This window comes from Streptomyces sp. NPDC059452 (genome assembly GCF_042750035.1).
Taxonomy (GTDB): domain Bacteria; phylum Actinomycetota; class Actinomycetes; order Streptomycetales; family Streptomycetaceae; genus Streptomyces.
In genome coordinates, this window is the sequence record NZ_JBHYVE010000007.1 from 37,400 (window position 1) to 55,522 (window position 18,123).

The window sequence follows — 18,123 nt, forward strand, 5'->3', positions numbered from 1 at the left end:
TCCAGGTCTAGGTCCAGGTCCGGGGCCGCCTGTGGATATCCACTCGCGCCCCTCCCACCCTGTGGGTAGCTTCTCGGATATGTACTCGCCGACCCCGGACGACTGGCAGGACGCCAACCGCGCACGCTGGGACGAGCGCGTCCCGATCCACGTGGCGAGCGACTTCTACGACCTGGAGGCGTTCCGGGCGGGCCAGGACGCGCTGCGGGCCTTCGAGCTCGCGGAGGTCGGCGATGTCACGGGGAAGACCCTGCTCCACCTCCAGTGCCACATCGGCCTCGACACCCTGTCCTGGGCGCGGCACGGGGCCGCACAGGTCGTGGGCCTGGACTTCTCCGATCCCGCCGTGGAGACCGCCCGCGGCCTCGCCGAATCGCTGGGCCTGGGCCCGGAGCGCGCGGCGTTCGTGACGGCCGATGTGTACGACGCCCCGACGGCCGTGCCCGACTCCGCGTACGACATCGTCTACACGGGCGTCGGCGCGCTGAACTGGCTGCCCGACGTGGAGCGCTGGGCCGAGACGGCGGCTTCGCTGGTCGCGCCCGGCGGCTTCCTCTATCTGGCGGAGTTCCACCCCCTGACCGACACGCTGGACGACGCGACCGGCTCGGTCGTCACCCACGACTACTTCAGCCGCGAGGCCTGGGTGGACGAGACGCCGGGGACGTACGCCGACTTCGACGCCCCGACCGTGCACAACCGCAGCGTCGAGTGGCAGCACCCGGTGGGCGAGGTGGTGACGGCGCTCGCGGCGGCCGGTCTGCGGATCGAGTTCCTGCACGAGCACGACACGTCGCTCTTCCCGCGCTTCGGCACGCTGGAGCGCCATGCGGACGGCCACTACCGCTTCCCGGCGGACCGCCCGCGCATCCCGCTGATGTACTCGGTCAAGGCGTCCCGCCCGACGGCACGTTAGGCATCGCAGCAGGTCGGAGCGGGCCAGAGCGGGTTGCACCGGTCTGAACGGGCGATTGTCAGTGGTGGGCACCAGACTTGTTCCCATGACCGAGACGACGGGCAGGACCATCGGCACGCGTGCACTGCGCGCGGCGGTGGAGGCGTACTGGGCGACGGCCGACATCCGGGACTGGGACGCCTTCGCGGCGACCCTCGCCGACGACGTGGTGTACGAGCTGCCGCAGACCCGGGAGCGGATCCACGGCAAGGAGCGCTACCTCCGGTTCAACCAGGAGTACCCGGGCGACTGGCACGTCCGGATCGAGCGGATCGTCGCCGACGCGGAGGGCCGGCAGGCCGCCGCACGGACCGAGTTCACGGTCGGCCCGGAGGAGATGCACGCGATCCACTTCTTCACCTTCGACGACCGGGGCCTGATCACCGGGGTCACGGACTTCTGGCCGGAGTCGTACGAACCCCCGGCGGGCCGTGAGCACTTGGTGGAACGGTACTGAGAGGTACTGGCGGTACCGATCCCGGCCGCCCCCCCCCGGGACGCGCGGGGGGACGTGTGAGGGCGGCCCACCGATCCCTCGATGAGCCGCCCTGTATGCGATGCGTACGAGCGGTCCCGGCTACACCGCCGACCGGAAGGCGGGCAGATAGCCGCCCGACTGCCCGGCGGCCGTGGGGTGGTAGGAGTTCTGGACCGGCACGGTCACGCTGTGGAGCCAGGGGGCGCCGGAGCACAGCTCATGTCCGGTGAACTCGTCGACGACGCTGGAGAAGGTGAACCCGGCATCGGCGGCCCGCTTGGCGAGGACCCCGTTCAGCACGTCCGACGCGTCGTTGATCGCGGCCCGCTCGGTCTCCGTCAGCCCCGCGACGCAGCTTCCCGAGAGCTGGTAGAAGCGGGGGTAGCCGAGGACGACGACCTGGGCGGCGGGGGCCCCGGCACGGATGCTCCCGTACAGCGAATCGAGGCTGCCGGGAAGGGAGTTGTTCATCTTGGCGATCGCGGCGTTCACGCTGTTGAGGCAGGTGGCCTCGCTGCCCAGTACGCAGTCCTGCATGACGGCGGCGAACCCGACATCGTTGCCTCCGGCCGTAACGCTGACCAGCGAGGTGGCGGCGTTCAGCGCCCCGAGCTGGCCACGGGCGACGGAGGAGGTGGTGGCGCCCGAGCAGGCGACGAAGGCGAACGAGGTGGGGGAGTTCGCCGCCGCCCACAGCTGCGGATAGGCGTTGGCGCTGCGTCGGCAGTCGCCGCTGTCGGGGAGGTAGTTCCCGGCGCCGACACCGGAGGAGTAGGAGTCGCCGAGCGCGACATAGCCGCCCGCCGAGGCCGAGGAGGAGTCCGCCGCGACGGCGGTCCCGGCGACACCGAGAGCGGCCACGGCGGCGAGGGCGAGGGTGGAGAGGGATGCCCAGATTCTACGTACGGACATGGTTGCCGATCCTTCGAAGTGTGGGGGGTGGGTGGGGGGTGAAGGGAGCGATGCAGTGTCTAGCAGCTCGTGGTACCCGCCGGTAATGCCCGCGTAAGAAGTCGTCTGATATGCCCGGATGATCGCTCGGAGGCGGAAGCTCCGCGCGTAGATAGACACCCAACTCCGTGGCGGAACAGGCAAGTTCAAGGAAATGTTGTGCGTCCGGGCGTCCTTGATCCGGCGGTGATTCCGCCCCCGCGAAGGCCGACGGGAGCCCCCGCCCCGGAGCCAGGTTCAACCGAACGGCTCAGCCCGGCCGAACGGCTCAGCCCGGTTGAACGGCTCAGGCTGGTTGAACGGCTCAGGCCGACCGGCGCCCGCCGCCCGCGCTCTCCGGGCCGTGGGCCCGCGCCAACTCGGCGAGGGGTACGAGGGCCTCGGGGGCCAGCCGGGGAAGCAGCGGGATCGCGTGTGTCCAGGCCTCCTCGCTCGCCAGCATCTCGTGTACGAGCAGCCGGGCCGCCGCCTTGTCGGGTGCGGTGCCGTCGCCTGCGGCGTGGGCGAGCGTCCGGCAGAGGCGGAGCGTGGAGTCCTCCGCCGCACGGTCGACGGAGAGGACGGCCGGGACGCCTGCGAGGTGGCGGGCGACGGCGGCCAGGGCGACGGCCCGGCCACCGGCCGTCGGCGCCTCCTCGGCGACGCGCCGAGCTGCGGCGACATCACCCTGCACGGCCTTGAGGAGGGCCAGTTCGGCGTGGGGGACCTGATCCGGCGGGAGCGCGCGCTGCCACGCGTCGATTGCCCCGATGAGGCGGTACGGCTCCGGTCCCGGGCAGCAGCCGAGCACCTCCAGCAGAGCGCGGACCACCACGGGCTGCGGGCGCCATTGCTGACGGGGTTCGTCCACGAAGGCGGAGGCGAGCCGGATCGCCTCCCGGAGGTGGGGGCTCGGCCGCCGTACATCGGGGAAGGCGAGCAGGAGCCCGGCCAGTTGGGGGAGCGGATTGAGCGGACTCCCGTTGCCGATGCGCTGCCTCAGCTTCGCGACCTCGGGCTCGACGAGCCGGGCGGCGGCCCCGGGGTCCCGGCGGGCCAGCCCGGCGGCGACGGCGGTCACTGCCTGGCGGATCTGTGTACGGGCGGCGGGGACCACGGACTCCTCACCCTCGGACTCCTCGCCTTGGGGCCTCCGCCGCTCGGCCGTCTCCACGGCATCGGCGGCCTCCCCGGCATGGGCGAGCGCCTGCGCGACGAGGCCCCGCACCACGGGGTCGTGGGCGTTGCCGCCCAGCCGGGCCGCCTCGCCCGCATACCGGCGCGCCTCGACGCCGTACCCACCCTGGGAACACCCGAGCGCGAGGTCGGCCAGGTGCCGGACCCTGCCTTCCGGATCCAGGACAGCACCGGCCAGCCGCTCGGCCTGCTCGAACTTCCCTACTTCGCCGAGTGCTTGGGCCAGTGACGGAGTCCAGTCGGCGCCGAGTCCGGCCGGTTCCTCCGGAGGGAGCGGCGAGCAGCGGAGGGCCTCCTCCAGCAGCTCACGGGCGAGTTGAGTGTTCCCGCCTCCGAACCACCTCTCAGCTTGCCGGAGAAGAGTGACGTGTTCCGGTAGCCGGTCCTCGTACTCGGGCTGATCGCCGCGAACGTCCGGGCGATCCGCCGTCCGCGTCCGGCCCCGCGAAGGCTTCCGTTTGGCGATGGGCTTCGAGGGCGCGGCGGGCAGCCCACGGAACGTCCGCCGCACTCTCTCGTTCTCCGCTGCCCTCGCCCGGTTCTCCGCGTCCTTCTCCCTCCTCGCCGCCTTCCGTCGCTGCTCCTCCTTCTCCCTGTTCGCGGCATCCTCCGCATCCCTGCGCTCCTCGCCTGCGGCGATCTCCGCCTGGCCGCGCTCCGCGAGGTCGTCGCCGAGCACGCCGATACGCAGCCGGTCGCGATGGGCTGTCACCAACTCCTTGAGCTCGACGAGGTCGTCGCGGAAGGGTGAGATGTCCACGGCCCTGCTCAGCCGGGGCAGCGTGCTGGAGACCTCACGCTGCAGGTGGGCCTGGTCGGCGGGGGAGAGGCTGTCGTGGTCGTCGAGGGCGGCGGACAGCCGTTTCAGCGCGGTTCGCGCCAGCTTCGGTGCCACCTTCGTGCGTTCCGCCAGTGCGGAGGCGGCGAGGGCGAGGACATCCACGGTCGCCAGGCCGTCCGAGGGGTCCAGCTCCTCGCAGAGGGCGAGGATGCGTTCCCTCATGGCGGCGTGCCGGGAAGGCAGCCGGTGGGCAACCGATCCCCAGGTCTCCACGGCTGCGGCCTGCGCGCGGGGGCCGCCCGCGCTCAGGTCGTCCGCCCGCGCCTCCACGGCCTCCACCCATCGCGGGTCGGCGTCCTCGGCCAGGACGGCCGCCGCCGCCCCGACGACCGTCTTGAGGTCGGCCGCTCCGCTGAGGACCACGACCCGGAGCAGAGCGCGTGCGGGGCCGGTCCTGCCCAGGGCGCGGAGTCCGTGGGCGGCCTCGGCGATCTGCGCGTACGCGTCGGTGTCCTGCGCCGGACGGGGGAAGACCCGGTCGACGCGGGAGGCCCACCCCGCCGCCTCCTCCGCGATCGGGTCCGCCCCCTCCGCCCCCTCCAGCCCCGCGCGGCCCACCTCCACCGCGACCTGTGCCAGTGCTACGGCTCTGAGCAGCGGGCCCGGTGCCAAGCGGGCCAGCGCACGGGCGCGCGCCACGTCACCGAGCCGGGCGAAGAGCACCGACGCTCCGGGCGGCACCCGGCGCGCGCGACCCACCAGAAGGGCACGCGAGGCAGCGAGCCGCACGGCGACTCCGAGGCTCGCGGGGCTCGCGACGGCGGCCCCGAGGGGCGCCGGGTTCGTGACGGCGGTCCCGGAACGCCCAGGGCTCACTACGACTGCCCCGAGACGTTCCGGGCTCACCCCACCCGTGCCGAGTTCGACCTCGTACGCATCCAACTGAGCCAGAGCCACATCGTGGCCGGCCATGGCCGCGAGCCTCGCCTGCCGCCGGGCGTCGAGGACGTACTCCTCACGGTGCATGGGGATTTCCAGCAGCTGGAGGTAGCCCGTCAACAGGTAGGGAGGCGTTCCCTCGGGCCAGCCGGCGGCACGCCAGGTGTCGGCCCAGGCGTGCAGCAGGGCGGCGCGGTGGGCGACTCCTGCCGGGCCGAGCCCCTGCCGTACCGACCGTACGAGGTCGGCGGAGCCCAGCGCGTACGTCCTGGTCACCGGGTCGTCCACGAGGACGCCTCGTGCGTCCTTGCTGTGGACGAGGTGGTCGATCTGCTCGACGTGCACCTGGGCCAGCTCGGCCAGGTCCACCGCGCGCAGGCTCTCGCCCGTCACTGCGAGCAGGTCCACAACGGTTCTGCCCGGGTCGCTCGCGCGTAGTCGATCAGCCCCCGTCCGGGGAGCCTGCCCATCCTCGGTCGACTGCGTGAGGGGCTTCAGCTCGCGGAAGCACGTCCGTAGACGCAGTGGGTGCCCGGCGGGAACATCGTCGGGAACGCGGTCGTGCCGGGTGGAGACGATGACCCGCACATGGAGACCAGGACGGGAGGGGAGCAGTGCCGCGATGCTCCCGCCCCGGCCGGTGCCGTGCGCCCTGCCCTCCTCGCTCCGGCCGGCGGCGCGTGGTCCTGGGCCCGCCCAGACCATGTCCTCGTCGATGCCGTCGACGACGAGGAGGAGCTTCCGCCCGTGCCCGGCACTCTTCGCGGCGGCCTTGCCGAAGAGCTTCGCCCACCCCTGCGGGGTACCAGGGGCCGACCCGGCGGGCTTGTTCGGGCCCAGGAAGGCGCGGATCTGCTCGCCCATCTCCACGGTGAAGGCGGCACGGGTATGAGTTCCGTGCGCCTCGGAGACGAAGAAGCTGAGGACATCGGTGTTCGGCGGAGGCCGCTTCACATAGTCGGCGAGCAGGGCCGTCTTGCCGACGGCCGACTCCGCACGCCAGCACAGGTATGAGGGCGCCTTCGGGCCGGAGGCGCGCACGAAGGCGTGCATCGCGGTCCGTTCACCGCGTCGGCCGACCAGGCCTTCCTGGGCGCGCAACTCAGGGAGGTGGGCCCGGACAAAGGGGCGGAGCCCCGGTTTCTGGTGCTGTGGGAAGGCGTTCCGGCCCCCGTTCCGGGCCCCCTCGCGTTGGGCGGCATGCAGGGCCGACTTCCACTCGTCGTCGCTGCGGAGACGCGGGAGCCCGGCGGCCGCCTGCAACTCCCTGACCAAGCACCAGAAGACGTCCTCTTTCTCCGGGGTGGCGGCAGGGGCCGAGGTGCCACTGAGCCAGTTCCGGAGGGTCGACCTGCTCAGGCTGTGCTCCGCGCAGGCCTTGACGATCTGGTTCGGGCCGAGACCCGACGCCTGCTTCAGGTCCCTCAACATCGAGCCGAGGTGTGCGCGGGCCGACTCCCCAGTCCGGTCCGGCATCGCTGTCCCCTCTCCCGATCCTCCGACAGGGAAGACCTTGCGCGCACGTAAATAAAAGGTGGGCTGGCCTGCGGAAATCGCCCTGCCCGGGTACAGGTCGAAACGGCTGCTGGCGGCCCGTCTGCCCATTGCCAGAGGCTGGAGCCATCAACCGAAAGGTCGTCACCGGCCTTCCGACCGAAGGGTTCCTCCATGTCCATGCTGCCCGAACTGCTCCGGGACACCGCAACCCTGACAGCCGCCGCCGGCCTGCTCTACGGCGGCGTCCTGGCCGTTGTCGCCCTCACCTCGGTCCTGGCCCGCACCCCGGAGCGCCGCCGCGACGCCCGCTCGACGCTCACGATCCTCGTCAGGCGACGGCGGTCGGGGTGATGGTCAACTCGACAGGTGCCGATGCACTGCTAGGGCACTACAGCTCCCGATGGCCTCTCTGTTTCCAACTGTGCAACTTTTTCCCAGGAGTTCAGGCAGAATGTGGGTGTGCGGAGCTCGCCGCCCTTCCGCTCCGGCATCGTCCTCTTCGGCACCTGCGGCCGAGGAGGGGGTTACCGGAACGAAAGGATCTTCATGTCGGAGAACTCAGTGGCGAGTTGGCTGCGGCGTCACAGAAGCGATCTGTTGCTCATCTGTATCGCGGCAGTCGCATCCGCGCTGGCGGCCGCCGGGGTGAGCCACCTCTTCCTGTGAGGAACGGCCGTTCTCGACGCCCGTAACGCGCCGAGAACGGCCGCCTCGGCCGTTGCTGTCGGGTCTCGCTCCGCGTATGCGGGGCGGGACCCGGGACAGAGGCTGTCCATCAGGGCGCAGCCCGCCGAGATGCCGACTGAATCGGCAATCTCCCAGTGTATGCGGCCTCTTCGGCGGCCGGCTCCGGAAGCCCTCACCTGCTGGCCGGGTGTCCCTGTCCGAGGCGTGGGGCCCGAAGGTCGAGGCCCGAGGGTCGAGGGTCGAGGGCCCGGCTGTGTGCGCCCGGCGGACGGTTCGTCAGAGGGCGGCGAGCCGGTCCACCAGCAGCTCCACCCTGCGTCCGGTGTCCTCCGGTGGCAGCCGTCCGGCCCGGGTCAGGGTGGCCAGCCCGTGCAGGGACGCCCAGAACACCTCTGTGAACAGCGCCGGGTGGACACCGTCCCCGGCGACCTCGCCGAGGCTTTCCAGCAGGGCGGCGAAGGCGTCCTTGAGGGGTTCTGGTGTGTCCTCCTTCGCGAAGGCCAGGCCGCCGTCGAGCTGGAACATGGCGTCGTAGACCGCCGGATTGCGCTCCGCGAAGTCGAGGTAGGTGCGGGCGAGGGCGGTGACCCGGGGGCGGGGGCCGTCCGTGGCGGAGGTCGCGGCCCGCAGCGCCGCGGCCATCTCGGCGGCGCCCTCAAGGGCGACGGCGCCGATGATCTCGCGCTTGCCGCGGAAATGGCTGTAGAGGACGGGCTGGCTGTACTCGATGCGCTCGGCGAGGCGGCGGGTGGTGACCGCGTCCCAGCCCTGCTGCTCGGCGAGTTCGCGGGCCGTTGCCACGATGAGGCGTTCGCGGTCCGCCCGCTCGCGCTGCTTGCGTTCCTGTACCGGCATGACCCGACTCTAGCATTGCTAGACAATCGAGCGTTGGCAGATCTAGCGTTGATCCATCATCTAGCAACACTAGATTCCGAGAGGGTCAGCATGCTCACCGCACTTGAGGTCTTCACCACCGTGGTCGTCGGCCTGATGGTGGGGGTGGAGTTCTCCGTCGCCTTCGTCATCAACCCGATCCTCAACGCACTCCCCGGCGACAGCGGCCTGCGCGGCCGCGCCCACGGGGGCCGGATGCTCGGTGCCGTGATGCCGTTCTGGTACATCGGTTCGCTCGTCCTCAGCGGGGCCTGGGCCATCGCCGGGTGGCATCACGACGGCGCCGGCCTCGTCGTCACCGCCGCCGCGCTGCTGATCCTGAGCGTGATCATGTCGCTCCTGCTGCTCGTCCCGATCAACAACCGCGGGAAGACGTGGACCCCCGAGAACCGGCCCGAGGACTGGAAGGAGCAGATGAACCGCTGGGACCGCTTCCACTACGTCCGCGTCGCCGTCGTCATCGCCGCCTTCACCCTGCTGGTCGCCGCCCTCGCCTGAGCCCGATGGGCCCGCGCCCGATGGGCCTGAGCCCGATGGGTCCGCGCCCGATGAGCCCGCGCCCGATAGGCCCGCGCCTGGGGTGAAGAGGGTGTGCTGGATGGCTTCCCGGGATACCGGGATACTGGTATCCCGGTGGCAGGCAAGCGTTACTCCCGTACTCAGCGGGAATGGTCCGTCGACAGGTGCGGATGCCGTGCTGGGGCTTCCCCCGCGCGAGCGGGGATTCTTTCCGCCCGCCGCCCTCCCGCCCGAGGGCGGCGGGCGGCGGGCAGCGGGCGGATCCACCGAACCCCACCACCCCACCGATCAACAGCTGTTAGCGTTCTTTTCGTCGAAATGCCCGCCCGTTACGTCGACTTCGCCGCCATCTCCCGCCCGCCCGACATGATCCAGAAAGCGGTAGCCAGGCATTGCCCGAAGCGCGCCCTCCCGGTTCGGCCGAGCCGCGTCTCAGCTGGGACCCCAGGACTCAGCCCTGCATCCCCACCGTGACGCTCGACGGCGCCACCGCTCACCACTCCCTGCGGGCCGTCCTCGCCGAGGCCGACCGGCTGAGTACCGTCCACTGCGCGACCCCGGGCGAGACCGTTGCCGTCATCGAGTACCTCCTGGCGATCTGCTTCGCCTCGGGCACCTGCCCCACCTCCCCCGAGGAGTGGCGCACCTGGATCACCGAGGGGCACGACCTCCGCCGGGCGGCCACGTGGCTGGCGGCCCAACCGGACGCGTCCTGGGACCTGTTCGACCCCGAAGTGCCGCTCGGCCAGAACTCGATGCTTGAGCCCTGCATGCGGAAGAGCGGTACGGGGACGGCACAGCTCGTCATCGAGCACACCGGGGACTACAACCAGCACTTCGACCACCACCACCTGGAGCGCGACGACCCCCTGCCTGCCGCCGAAGCGTTCCGGGCCATGCTCACCCAGCACGTGTACGCCCCGTACGGCCGCGCCCGCATGTCCGGCGAGGGGCTCGGGCCCGCCGTCACCAATCTGGCCGCCGGCCGGCTCACCGGGCGTATCCGGATCATCGCCCTCGGGCGCACGCTCGGCGAGACACTGCGTCTCAACCTCTACCCGCCCGAAGGCCCCGGCCAGCCCCTCAACACCTCCTGGACGAGCGGCACCATCAAGCGCCGGGAGTTCGACGCGAAAGCCAGGCCCAGGGCTCCGAGGAGTTCCGCCGATCTTCACAGCGCCCTGGGGCGCTCCATCCTCCTGCGCCCGCACCGCGGCCCGCGTGGGCAGGCGATGGTCGACCGGGTCCTGATCGGCGCGGGTGAAGTCCTCGAACTGGACCTGGAGCGCCATCTCCAGGACGCGGTGCTCCGCACCACCATGAACGGCTTGGACAAGCCCTTGTGGCCGTCGCCCACCCGGGCGCTCTGGCTGGATGCCCACGCGCTGTACGGGGCGGTGAAGGACGCGCAGCCCGGCCTCTACGAACGGCTCCGTTCCCTCACGTACGAGAAGAAAGGGCCGGGCGCTCCCTACCACCTCTGGGCCGTGGGCCTGCTCGCCAACAAGGCTCTGCCGGTCGCCTGGACCCAGGGCTCCTACCCGTACGCCCCAGGCATGGCCAGGCATCTGCACCACGCCTCCTACCGTGGCTCGAAGATCGCCGAGTACCTGGCGGATAGCCTGAAGCGGGCGGCCGTCGTGGCCTCGGAGACCGCCTATCCGGCCGCGTACGCCGCCGATACCGCCGCCACCGTGGCGCGCTTCGACGGGCGGTGGAAATTCTGGCCCGTGGCCGCCCAGCCCTTCAGCAACCTGCTCGACAAGGTGATCGAGGAGGGGGAGGAGGATGACGACGACCCGGTGTCGGCCCCCCTGGTCGGCTACGCCCGGACGCTGGTCACCGCGGCCCGCACCCACCTCACCCACCGTCTCGACTCCCTCCCGCCCAACGACCGGGGCCACCGCGCCCGGGCCCGCGCCCAGCAGCGCTTCGAGGACGACATGGAGAGCGCCAAGGCCCCGGCCGAAATCCGAGGAGAGATCGCGCATGACTGAGGCCCTGGACGGACCCCGTAGGATCGAAGCCGAAGACGGACCGCGCGTGCCTGAGCACGGCCGCCCCGACGCCCTCACCTCCACCGGCCAGAGCTACCCGCACGACAGCGCGGGCCTCACCAACTGGCTCACCTCCCTCGTCCGCAACCGCGAGTACGGCACCCTCGCCAGCCTGCGCCGCGCCCGGACCCCGACCAACGCCCACATCCGGGCCGGCTGGTACGGGGGCGACGACCACCGGGAGCTGTTCGAGCAGGTGGCGTTCCTCTTCGCGGTCTACCACCGGGGCCGGCCGGTGCCCTCGTACGGCCATGGCAGCCTCGGCACCGCCGCCCGCCGGATCGGCAGCGGCAAGGCGGTCGGCCCCGAGAACCCGGGCGCGCAACGCCTCCTGGACCGGATCGTCGCCAGCCGCCGCATCCCGTGGCGTCACCTCCAGCACACGGTCACCCGGCTCCGGTCCTGCGACCAGGCCCCGCCCTCCTGGGCGCAGCTCACCGAGGACCTGATCCGGTGGAACGACCGTACGGCGCGCATCTCCTACGGGTGGTCCGTCGATTTCCACACCCCGCCGGCGCGGAGCCGTCCGGCACCGGACAAGCAGACGACGCGGAAGGACGCGACCACGTGACCGAGGCCCCGCAGAGCCAGTTCCTCTCCCTGCACCTCCTGGAGACCCTTGTCGCGGTCCTTCCCGTACGGGACGAGAACGGCCAGCCCAAGAGCCTCGTCTACGGAGGGGCCGAGCGGCACATGATCACCAGCCAGGCCCGCAGGCGTGCCGAGCGCGTCTACGCCCGCAACCGCGCCAACGCGGGCCTCGGCGCCCTCAAGGGCCGCAGCATGGGGATCCGTACCCGCGAGTGGGCGCTGCTGGCGGCGCGGGAGCTGGAGTCCGCGTACGGCTGGGAGCGGGAGGAGGGCGTCGTCACGGCACGTGCGGTCATCGAGGCGAGCGGTCTGAAGTTCGGCGACCCGGCCAAGAAGACCGTGGCCAACCTGACGAAGGTCCTGATCTTCGCGCCCGCCGACGCCGGGGCGAGAATCGCCGCCCACATCGCCGAGCACGCCGACGAGGTCAGGGAGTGGCGCGACAGCTACCTCGCGGCGCAGGAACGGACGGAGGCGGCGAAGAAGTCCCGCCGGGGGGCCAGGAAGAAGTCCGAGGCGTCACCGCCGGTCCCGGAGGAGGAGAGCGCCGCGGAGCCCGCCGCCGCCCCGAAGCTCCCGCCCCTCGCCAAGGCCACCCGGGACGCCGTCCTGCTGGCCATCGCCCCGCGCGACGCCGTGGACATCGCGCTCTACGGGCGTTTCCTCGCCGAGATCGCGGACTCACCGAACGTCGACGGCGCCGTGCAGAGCAGCCACGCCTTCACCGTGCACGAAGCGGAACAGATCGACGACTTCTACGCGGCAGCCGACGACGCGAAACTCGACCGCAAGCGGAACGCCCTCAGCTTCCTCGACGCGGCGGACGACGCGGGCGCGGGCATGACCGGCTACCAGTCCCTGATCTCCGGCACCTTCTACCGGCACACCGTCCTCGACCGGATCCAGCTCCGTACCAACCTGAGGGTGGCGGGGATGACGGAGGACGAGGCGGAAGAGGCCGCCGCCGACGCCGAGCGGGAGTTCGTGAAGGCGTTCGTGGAGGCGTTCCCGGAGGCCAAGAAGAACTCCACCGCCTCCACCGGTTCGCTGCCCGCCCTGGTCCTGGCGTTCGAGGGCGAACGCCCGTACAACTACGCCGCCGCCTTCCAGCTCCCCGTCGACGAGTCCCCCGAGAGCGCGGGGGGCGACGGTCCGGCGGGCCCCGCGGCGGTGCGCAGGCTGCTGCGCCACCACACCTTCGTGAGCCGGCGCCGCGAGGACCTGCGGTCGGCGAGGGTCCTCACCTACGACCCCGGGATCGACGAACTCCTGGGAGAGCCGGGCCTGGTGGCGTCCGCGACGGTCGTGGAGAGGATCGAGGACCTCACGCCATGACCCGGGAGCACGTGATGCCCCAGGAGCACGTGCTGCTCATCCGGCTGGCCGGGCCCTTGCAGTCCTGGGGGGTGGCGAGCCGGTTCGCGCACCGCGACACCCACCCCCGGCCCACCAAGTCCGGGGTGATCGGGCTGTGCGCCGCGGCCCTCGGCCTCGACCGGGAGCAGCCTCTCGGCGAGCTCGCCGAGGTCCGCTTCGGCGTCCGCGCGGACCACCCCGGCGCCCCGCTGCGCGATTTCCACACCGTGGGGGGAGGCTCCTACCCGCTCCGCCCCCGCGACCTGGCCACGGACCACCGCCGGGCGGCAGCGGCGGAGGCGGCGGACCCGAGTGCTTCCGTCTACGCTTCCGCGAGCGCGCGCACGGGGGACGAGGCCCCCGGACCGTTCGGCCGCCCCACCCTGAACGCCTGGTACGGGGCGCCGAAGCGGATCGCCGCGGACCCGGTCTCCGGCGCCCTCGTCTCGGGCGAGGTCCGCCGCAACGCCATGCTCACCGAACGCTGGTACCTCGCCGACGCAGCCTTCCTCGTCGGCCTCCAGCACCCCGACCCCGTACTCCTGGAACGGGTCGCTCACGCCCTGGAACACCCGAAGCGTCTCCTCTGGCTCGGCCGCAAGTCCTGCCCGCCGTCGGGGCAGTTGGCCCTGGGCATCGAGCCGGGCACGCTGCTGGAGGTGTTCGAGACGAAGGCGCTGCTGCCCGCCAACGTACGAGAGGTGGCGCGAGCGACGGCCCAGGCGGTGGACAACCGGCCCCACGCCTGGATCGAGTACGTCTGGAGCGAGAGCAAGAGCAAGAGTGAGGGCGAGGGCAAGAACGAGGGCAAGAGCAAGAACCCCCTCCCGAGCGCCGGCCCCGTCCACGACCAGCCCGTACGGTTCGACGCGGACGGCCCGGTCCACGGCCCCCGGTGGGAGACCCGCCACCGCATCACCATCGCCCCGCACGCCAGCGAATGGGACATCATCCCGTGAACACCACACCCACCACGGTCCCCAGCACCCCGCACACCACGGCCAGGTTCGTCTCCACGCACACCCTGCTCGCCCTGGACGCCCGGCACCCCTACGCCGCCAAGTCCCTGATCGACGCCCAGGACATGCACCGCACCGTCATGAGCGGCTTCCAGGGGTGGGTGGACGACGGCAGCCGCGACGCCCGCTCCCAGATGGGCATCCTGTCGACCTGGACGATCGACCTCCGGCAGGCCCTGCTCTCCCTGGTGGTGCAGTCCTCCGTCCCCGGTGACTGGGGCCGCGTCCCCCGGGCCGCGCTCGCGGAGGAACCCCACTCCCTCACCGTCGACCGCACCTTCCGTGTGGGTGACCGGGTCGATTTCCGTACGGTCGTCAACCCGGTGTACAGCCGTCCGCCCGCGCCGGGCTCCCCCGAGAAGACCCGGGGCACCCGGGTCGCGCACACCCGCCCCGAGCATGTGAAGACCTGGTTCGCCCGCCGCCTCCAGCCCACCGGCGAGCCCGCCGTGGCCCCCGACGGCGTGACCCGTATCGGAGCGGACGCCGACACCGACCGGCTGGCCCTCCGCATGCTCCCGAAGGTCTCCAGCCCGGCCCCTCACAAGGGGCTCCGGATCGCCCGCGCGGAGATCAAGGGCACCCTCACCGTCACGGACCCGCAGGTGTTCGTCGCCGCCCTGACGCAGGGCATCGGCCACGCCCGCGCGTACAGCTGCGGACTGATCCTGGTGCGGTGAGGGCTACGGAACCGGGGCGAACCGGCCGGGAGCGATACGGGACGGACGGCCTGGGCTGTACGGAACCGGCCGGGCGTCCGAGGGATAAACGCCTCGCCGGGCAGGCCCCCGGTTGCCATACGATTGCGGCGGTTCGCAGCTGCCCGCTCTCACGCGGTCGCCACCCGCTGCGCTTTTCCTCCCTGCCTGGGCCCGCCGTGGCACGGCCACCGGCGCCGTACGTACGAAATGGAGCATCCAAGGATGGCTCGACACCTGGTAACCAGCGCGCTTCCCTACATCAACGGGATCAAGCACCTGGGCAACATGGTCGGGTCGATGCTTCCGGCGGATGTGTACTCCCGGTACCTCCGCCAGCGCGGTCACGACGTCCTGTACATCTGCGCGACCGACGAACACGGCACGCCCGCCGAGCTGGCTGCCAAGGCGGCCGGGGTGTCGGTGGCGGAGTTCTGTGCGCAGGCGCACGACGACCAGAAGGCCGTGTACGACGGTTTCGAGCTGGCCTTCGACTACTTCGGGCGCAGCTCCTCGCAGCAGAACGTCGAGATCACCCAGCACTTCGCGCGCAGGCTCAAGGAGAACGGCTTCATTGAGGAGCGGGCGATCCGGCAGGTCTACTCGCCGGTCGACGGCCGTTTCCTCCCCGACCGTTACGTCGAGGGGACCTGCCCGCACTGCGGTTACGACAAGGCGCGCGGCGACCAGTGCGAGAACTGCACCCGCGTCCTGGACCCCACCGACCTGCTGGAGCCGCGTTCGGCGATCAGCGGCTCCACGGAGCTGGAGGTCCGCGAGACCAAGCACCTGTTCCTCCTCCAGTCGAAGTTGCAGCACGAGGTCGAGGAGTGGGTGGCCCGGCACGAGGCCGACTGGCCGCAACTGTCGTCCTCCATCGCCCGCAAGTGGCTGACCGAGGGCCTCCACGACCGGGCGATCACCCGCGACCTGGACTGGGGTGTGCCGGTTCCGGCGGACACCTGGCCGGAGTTGGCGGCCGAGGGGAAGGTCTTCTACGTCTGGTTCGACGCCCCGATCGAGTACATCGGCGCGACGAAGGAGTGGTCGGACGCCGCCCCGGACGGTGAGGTGCGGGACTGGAAGTCGTGGTGGTACGAGGCCGACGACACCGTCCGCTACACGCAGTTCATGGCCAAGGACAACGTCCCGTTCCACACGGTGATGTTCCCGGCCACGGAGCTCGGTGTCCGCGAGCCGTGGAAGAAGGTCGACGTCGTCAAGGGCTTCAACTGGCTGACGTACTACGGCGGAAAGTTCTCCACCTCCCAGAAGCGCGGCATCTTCACCGACGCCGCCCTGGAGACGCTCCCCGCCGACTACTGGCGCTACTTCCTGATCGCCAACGCCCCCGAGTCCGACGACTCCTCCTTCACCTGGGAGCACTTCGCGGCCACGGTCAACAAGGACCTGGCCGACACCCTCGGCAACTTCGTCAACCGCGTGCTCTCCTTCTCCCGCAAGCGCTTCGGCGACGAGGTCCCCGCGGGCGCGGCGGCAGGCGAGGCGGAGACGCGACTCGGCGAGGAGATCGCCCGCCTCCTGGCCGAGTACGAAGAGCACATGGACACCCTCCAGTACCGCAAGGCGGGCGCGGCACTGCGGGCCCTGTGGTCGGCGGGCAACTCCTACCTGGAGGAGAAGGCCCCCTGGCTGGAGATCAAGACCGACCCGGAGGGCGCGGCCCTGACCCTGCGTACGGCGATGAACCTCATCCACCTGTACGCGATCGTCTCCGAACCCTTCATCCCGTCCTCGGCCGCCGCGATGCGCAGGTCCTTCGCCCTGCCGACCGCCGACACCGCGACCTGGGTGACCGCCGAGCATGCCACGTCCCTGGACGCAGTCCCGGCCGGAACCCCGTTCACCGTCCCGCCGGTCCTCTTCGCGAAGATCACGGAAGACGACCTGGAGTCCTACCGCGAACGCTTCGGCGGCGCGGCCGTCTGAGCCAGGGGCAGATCACGATGGGCTGAGGGCCTCGAAGGGGCTCTCAGCCGTCGAGAAGGTGCCGGAGCTCGTTCTCGCGCAGGCGCTGGTCCGGGTCGGCTGTATCTCCCCTGTCTCCCCTGAAACGGATGCTTTCGCCGATCAGGACGTCTCTGGCAGTGTCCGTGCGCGAGGGGTCGGGCCACGTGAAACTGGTGCTGACCTTCCCGGTGGCTGTGAGAACCCGCCAGGCGTTGGGGCATTGGCCGCAGGTGACGAGGTGCTGGCTGGTGAGGACGACATGGCTCCCGAGCACTGCCGCCAGGTCGCTGTAGGAGGCCCACCGTCCGGCTGGGACGGCACTCAGCAGGGTGTGCAGCCCGGCCCAGTCCTTGCGGGTTCCGTTGAGCTGCCCGACCAGTCCGGTGAGGCCTGTCCCTGCCAGTGTGGCCCAGGCTTCGGGGTCGACGCCGACAGGCACGTGGGTGGTGTCCACATCCCACCACGTCGTTCCCTGGACGGAGTCCAGGGAACGGCCAGTCACGTTCATGAAGATGTGTTTGGCCAGCCCGGTGGGGGTGTAAGAGGCTCCGTCCGCATCCCAAGTCAGAGGACTCTCCGCATCGTTGTTCCAGGTGGCAGCCGCCCGGGCGGTGTTCTGCGCCGCCCAGGACCGGATCGCGGCGCGGATGGCCTCCGGCACGCGGTGGCGCGGTGTCAGCAGCAGCCTGGTCCCGTCGGGCAGCAGGCCCGCACCGACGAGTGTGTGGACGGCCCTCCTTGATTGCGAGCGCTCCCGCAGCTTTTCGGCCGCCGCCTCGCCTTCGACCCGGGCCGGTGCGAGCGTGAACTCCTCGACCTCCGGGGTCGGATAGACCTTGGTGAACCCGGCGACGAGGTGTTCTCCCACCCGCCACAGGCCGACCTGGACGAGGTCGATGTCGAGGCCCATCTCCGACAGCCAGACGACGGAGTGGGTGACCTGCTTGGGGAAATCGGCGGCGATGATCACCTGCCGGGGCCGCTGGAGCAGTTCCGGACTCCACTCCCCGTCCACGTGGTCGAGCAGCCGCTGCTTGCACGTGTCGATGCCGAGGGCCTGCCCTCGGCGCGACAGGAAGTCACTGTGTGCCTGGGCGAGGGTGTCGAGGTCGAAGCGGGACACCAGGGCGGCATAGGTGATCGCCTGGAGGTGCACGTCCCGGTCGGCCGTCTTTCGCTTCAGCTCGACCACGACGAGACGCCCGGTCGCGTCCAGCCCCAGAACATCCAGCCGGTCGCGCGCCGGCACCCCGTCCATGTCGGCCCACCGGTCGTACTCCGCGGTGATCACGAGTACCGACTCCCCGAGCACCTGGGGATGGGCGATCACCCACTCCTGGAGGTGTTCCCGCTCCAGCAGGCCCTCGGCGGCGAGCCGGGTGCGCGATATCGGTGTGGCCGTCCGGCCGTCTACGGTGAAGAGATGATCCACGGTGCCCTCTCGTGCGTCCGGCAGGGTGCGTCGGACGACCAGAGCGTACGTGGGGTATCCGTACGAGAGCCATCTCGTCGGATCATCGAACCGCCCCGGCGCTGATGGGGGCCGCCCTGGGA

The 18,123-nt window shown here is 71.2% G+C and carries 14 protein-coding genes; 10 read left to right on the plus strand and 4 right to left on the minus strand.

Annotated elements, in window-relative coordinates; translation table 11 throughout:
- Window positions 1-79 precede the first annotated feature (79 nt).
- Both ACFW9Z_RS12210 and ACFW9Z_RS12215 read left to right on the plus strand, forming a co-directional pair.
- The gene (locus ACFW9Z_RS12210) at window positions 80-916 is read left to right on the plus strand and encodes a class I SAM-dependent methyltransferase (protein WP_384638364.1); all 837 of its coding nucleotides are present in this window, start codon (window positions 80-82) and stop codon (window positions 914-916) included.
- Between the two features lie 85 nt (window positions 917-1,001).
- A complete protein-coding gene (locus ACFW9Z_RS12215; RefSeq protein WP_384638367.1) occupies window positions 1,002-1,412 on the plus strand; it encodes a nuclear transport factor 2 family protein in 411 nt (136 codons plus the stop codon).
- A gap of 120 nt (window positions 1,413-1,532) precedes the next feature.
- Here ACFW9Z_RS12215 and ACFW9Z_RS12220 read toward each other — a convergent pair whose 3' ends face one another.
- Window positions 1,533-2,345: an SGNH/GDSL hydrolase family protein gene (locus ACFW9Z_RS12220; protein ID WP_384638370.1), complete on the minus strand. Its 813-nt coding sequence runs from the start codon at window positions 2,343-2,345 to the stop codon at window positions 1,533-1,535.
- A 343-nt stretch (window positions 2,346-2,688) separates the two neighbouring features.
- Window positions 2,689-6,756 carry a hypothetical protein gene (locus tag ACFW9Z_RS12225; RefSeq protein ID WP_384638373.1) on the minus strand — a complete coding sequence of 1,356 codons (4,068 nt, stop codon included), beginning with the start codon at window positions 6,754-6,756 and terminating at the stop codon, window positions 2,689-2,691.
- A 192-nt stretch (window positions 6,757-6,948) separates the two neighbouring features.
- Between ACFW9Z_RS12225 and ACFW9Z_RS12230 the strand changes: the two genes are divergently transcribed.
- On the plus strand, window positions 6,949-7,128 hold the full coding sequence (locus ACFW9Z_RS12230) for a hypothetical protein (protein WP_384638376.1): 180 nt from the start codon (window positions 6,949-6,951) through the stop codon (window positions 7,126-7,128).
- Between the two features lie 612 nt (window positions 7,129-7,740).
- Here ACFW9Z_RS12230 and ACFW9Z_RS12235 read toward each other — a convergent pair.
- Complete coding sequence (locus ACFW9Z_RS12235) at window positions 7,741-8,319, minus strand: TetR/AcrR family transcriptional regulator (RefSeq protein ID WP_384638379.1); 579 nt, start codon at window positions 8,317-8,319, stop codon at window positions 7,741-7,743.
- 90 nt (window positions 8,320-8,409) lie between these two features.
- On the opposite strand from ACFW9Z_RS12235, the gene ACFW9Z_RS12240 reads away from it, so the two are divergent.
- The 7 genes from ACFW9Z_RS12240 to metG all read left to right on the plus strand — a co-directional run bounded on the left by ACFW9Z_RS12240 (window position 8,410) and on the right by metG (window position 16,548).
- The gene (locus ACFW9Z_RS12240; RefSeq protein WP_384638382.1) at window positions 8,410-8,856 is read left to right on the plus strand and encodes an anthrone oxygenase family protein; all 447 of its coding nucleotides are present in this window, start codon (window positions 8,410-8,412) and stop codon (window positions 8,854-8,856) included.
- A 413-nt stretch (window positions 8,857-9,269) separates the two neighbouring features.
- Entirely contained in the window at window positions 9,270-10,874 is a 1,605-nt protein-coding gene (locus ACFW9Z_RS12245) for a type I-E CRISPR-associated protein Cse1/CasA (protein WP_384638385.1), read from the plus strand.
- Window positions 10,875-10,920: 46 nt separating this feature from the next.
- The gene (gene casB, locus ACFW9Z_RS12250) at window positions 10,921-11,505 is read left to right on the plus strand and encodes a type I-E CRISPR-associated protein Cse2/CasB (RefSeq protein WP_384638388.1); all 585 of its coding nucleotides are present in this window, start codon (window positions 10,921-10,923) and stop codon (window positions 11,503-11,505) included.
- Window positions 11,502-12,860, plus strand: a complete 1,359-nt coding sequence (locus ACFW9Z_RS12255; protein WP_384638391.1) for a type I-E CRISPR-associated protein Cas7/Cse4/CasC — start codon at window positions 11,502-11,504, stop codon at window positions 12,858-12,860. The genes casB and ACFW9Z_RS12255 overlap by 4 nt, the downstream gene beginning before the upstream one ends.
- Window positions 12,857-13,840 carry a type I-E CRISPR-associated protein Cas5/CasD gene (gene cas5e / locus ACFW9Z_RS12260; RefSeq protein WP_384638394.1) on the plus strand — a complete coding sequence of 328 codons (984 nt, stop codon included), beginning with the start codon at window positions 12,857-12,859 and terminating at the stop codon, window positions 13,838-13,840. The genes ACFW9Z_RS12255 and cas5e overlap by 4 nt, the downstream gene beginning before the upstream one ends.
- Window positions 13,837-14,580, plus strand: a complete 744-nt coding sequence (cas6e, locus tag ACFW9Z_RS12265) for a type I-E CRISPR-associated protein Cas6/Cse3/CasE (RefSeq protein ID WP_384638397.1) — start codon at window positions 13,837-13,839, stop codon at window positions 14,578-14,580. Before cas5e ends, cas6e begins: the two co-directional genes overlap by 4 nt.
- A gap of 243 nt (window positions 14,581-14,823) precedes the next feature.
- Window positions 14,824-16,548: a methionine--tRNA ligase gene (metG, locus tag ACFW9Z_RS12270; RefSeq protein ID WP_384638399.1), complete on the plus strand. Its 1,725-nt coding sequence runs from the start codon at window positions 14,824-14,826 to the stop codon at window positions 16,546-16,548.
- Between the two features lie 43 nt (window positions 16,549-16,591).
- Here the strand turns inward: metG and ACFW9Z_RS12275 are convergent, their stop codons facing one another.
- Window positions 16,592-18,001 carry a DNA-binding protein gene (locus ACFW9Z_RS12275; RefSeq protein WP_384638401.1) on the minus strand — a complete coding sequence of 470 codons (1,410 nt, stop codon included), beginning with the start codon at window positions 17,999-18,001 and terminating at the stop codon, window positions 16,592-16,594.
- Window positions 18,002-18,123 lie beyond the last annotated feature (122 nt).

What these genes read in the sequence shown, in the direction of transcription:
- ACFW9Z_RS12210 (WP_384638364.1), top strand. Translation starts at nt 80, where the DNA reads ATGTACTCGCCGACCCCGGACGACTGGCAGGACGCCAACCGCGCACGC.
- ACFW9Z_RS12215 (WP_384638367.1), top strand. Translation starts at nt 1,002, where the DNA reads ATGACCGAGACGACGGGCAGGACCATCGGCACGCGTGCACTGCGCGCG.
- ACFW9Z_RS12220 (WP_384638370.1), bottom strand. Translation starts at nt 2,345, where the DNA reads ATGTCCGTACGTAGAATCTGGGCATCCCTCTCCACCCTCGCCCTCGCC.
- ACFW9Z_RS12225 (WP_384638373.1), bottom strand. Translation starts at nt 6,756, where the DNA reads ATGCCGGACCGGACTGGGGAGTCGGCCCGCGCACACCTCGGCTCGATG.
- ACFW9Z_RS12230 (WP_384638376.1), top strand. Translation starts at nt 6,949, where the DNA reads ATGTCCATGCTGCCCGAACTGCTCCGGGACACCGCAACCCTGACAGCC.
- ACFW9Z_RS12235 (WP_384638379.1), bottom strand. Translation starts at nt 8,319, where the DNA reads ATGCCGGTACAGGAACGCAAGCAGCGCGAGCGGGCGGACCGCGAACGC.
- ACFW9Z_RS12240 (WP_384638382.1), top strand. Translation starts at nt 8,410, where the DNA reads ATGCTCACCGCACTTGAGGTCTTCACCACCGTGGTCGTCGGCCTGATG.
- cas5e (WP_384638394.1), top strand. Translation starts at nt 12,857, where the DNA reads ATGACCCGGGAGCACGTGATGCCCCAGGAGCACGTGCTGCTCATCCGG.
- metG (WP_384638399.1), top strand. Translation starts at nt 14,824, where the DNA reads ATGGCTCGACACCTGGTAACCAGCGCGCTTCCCTACATCAACGGGATC.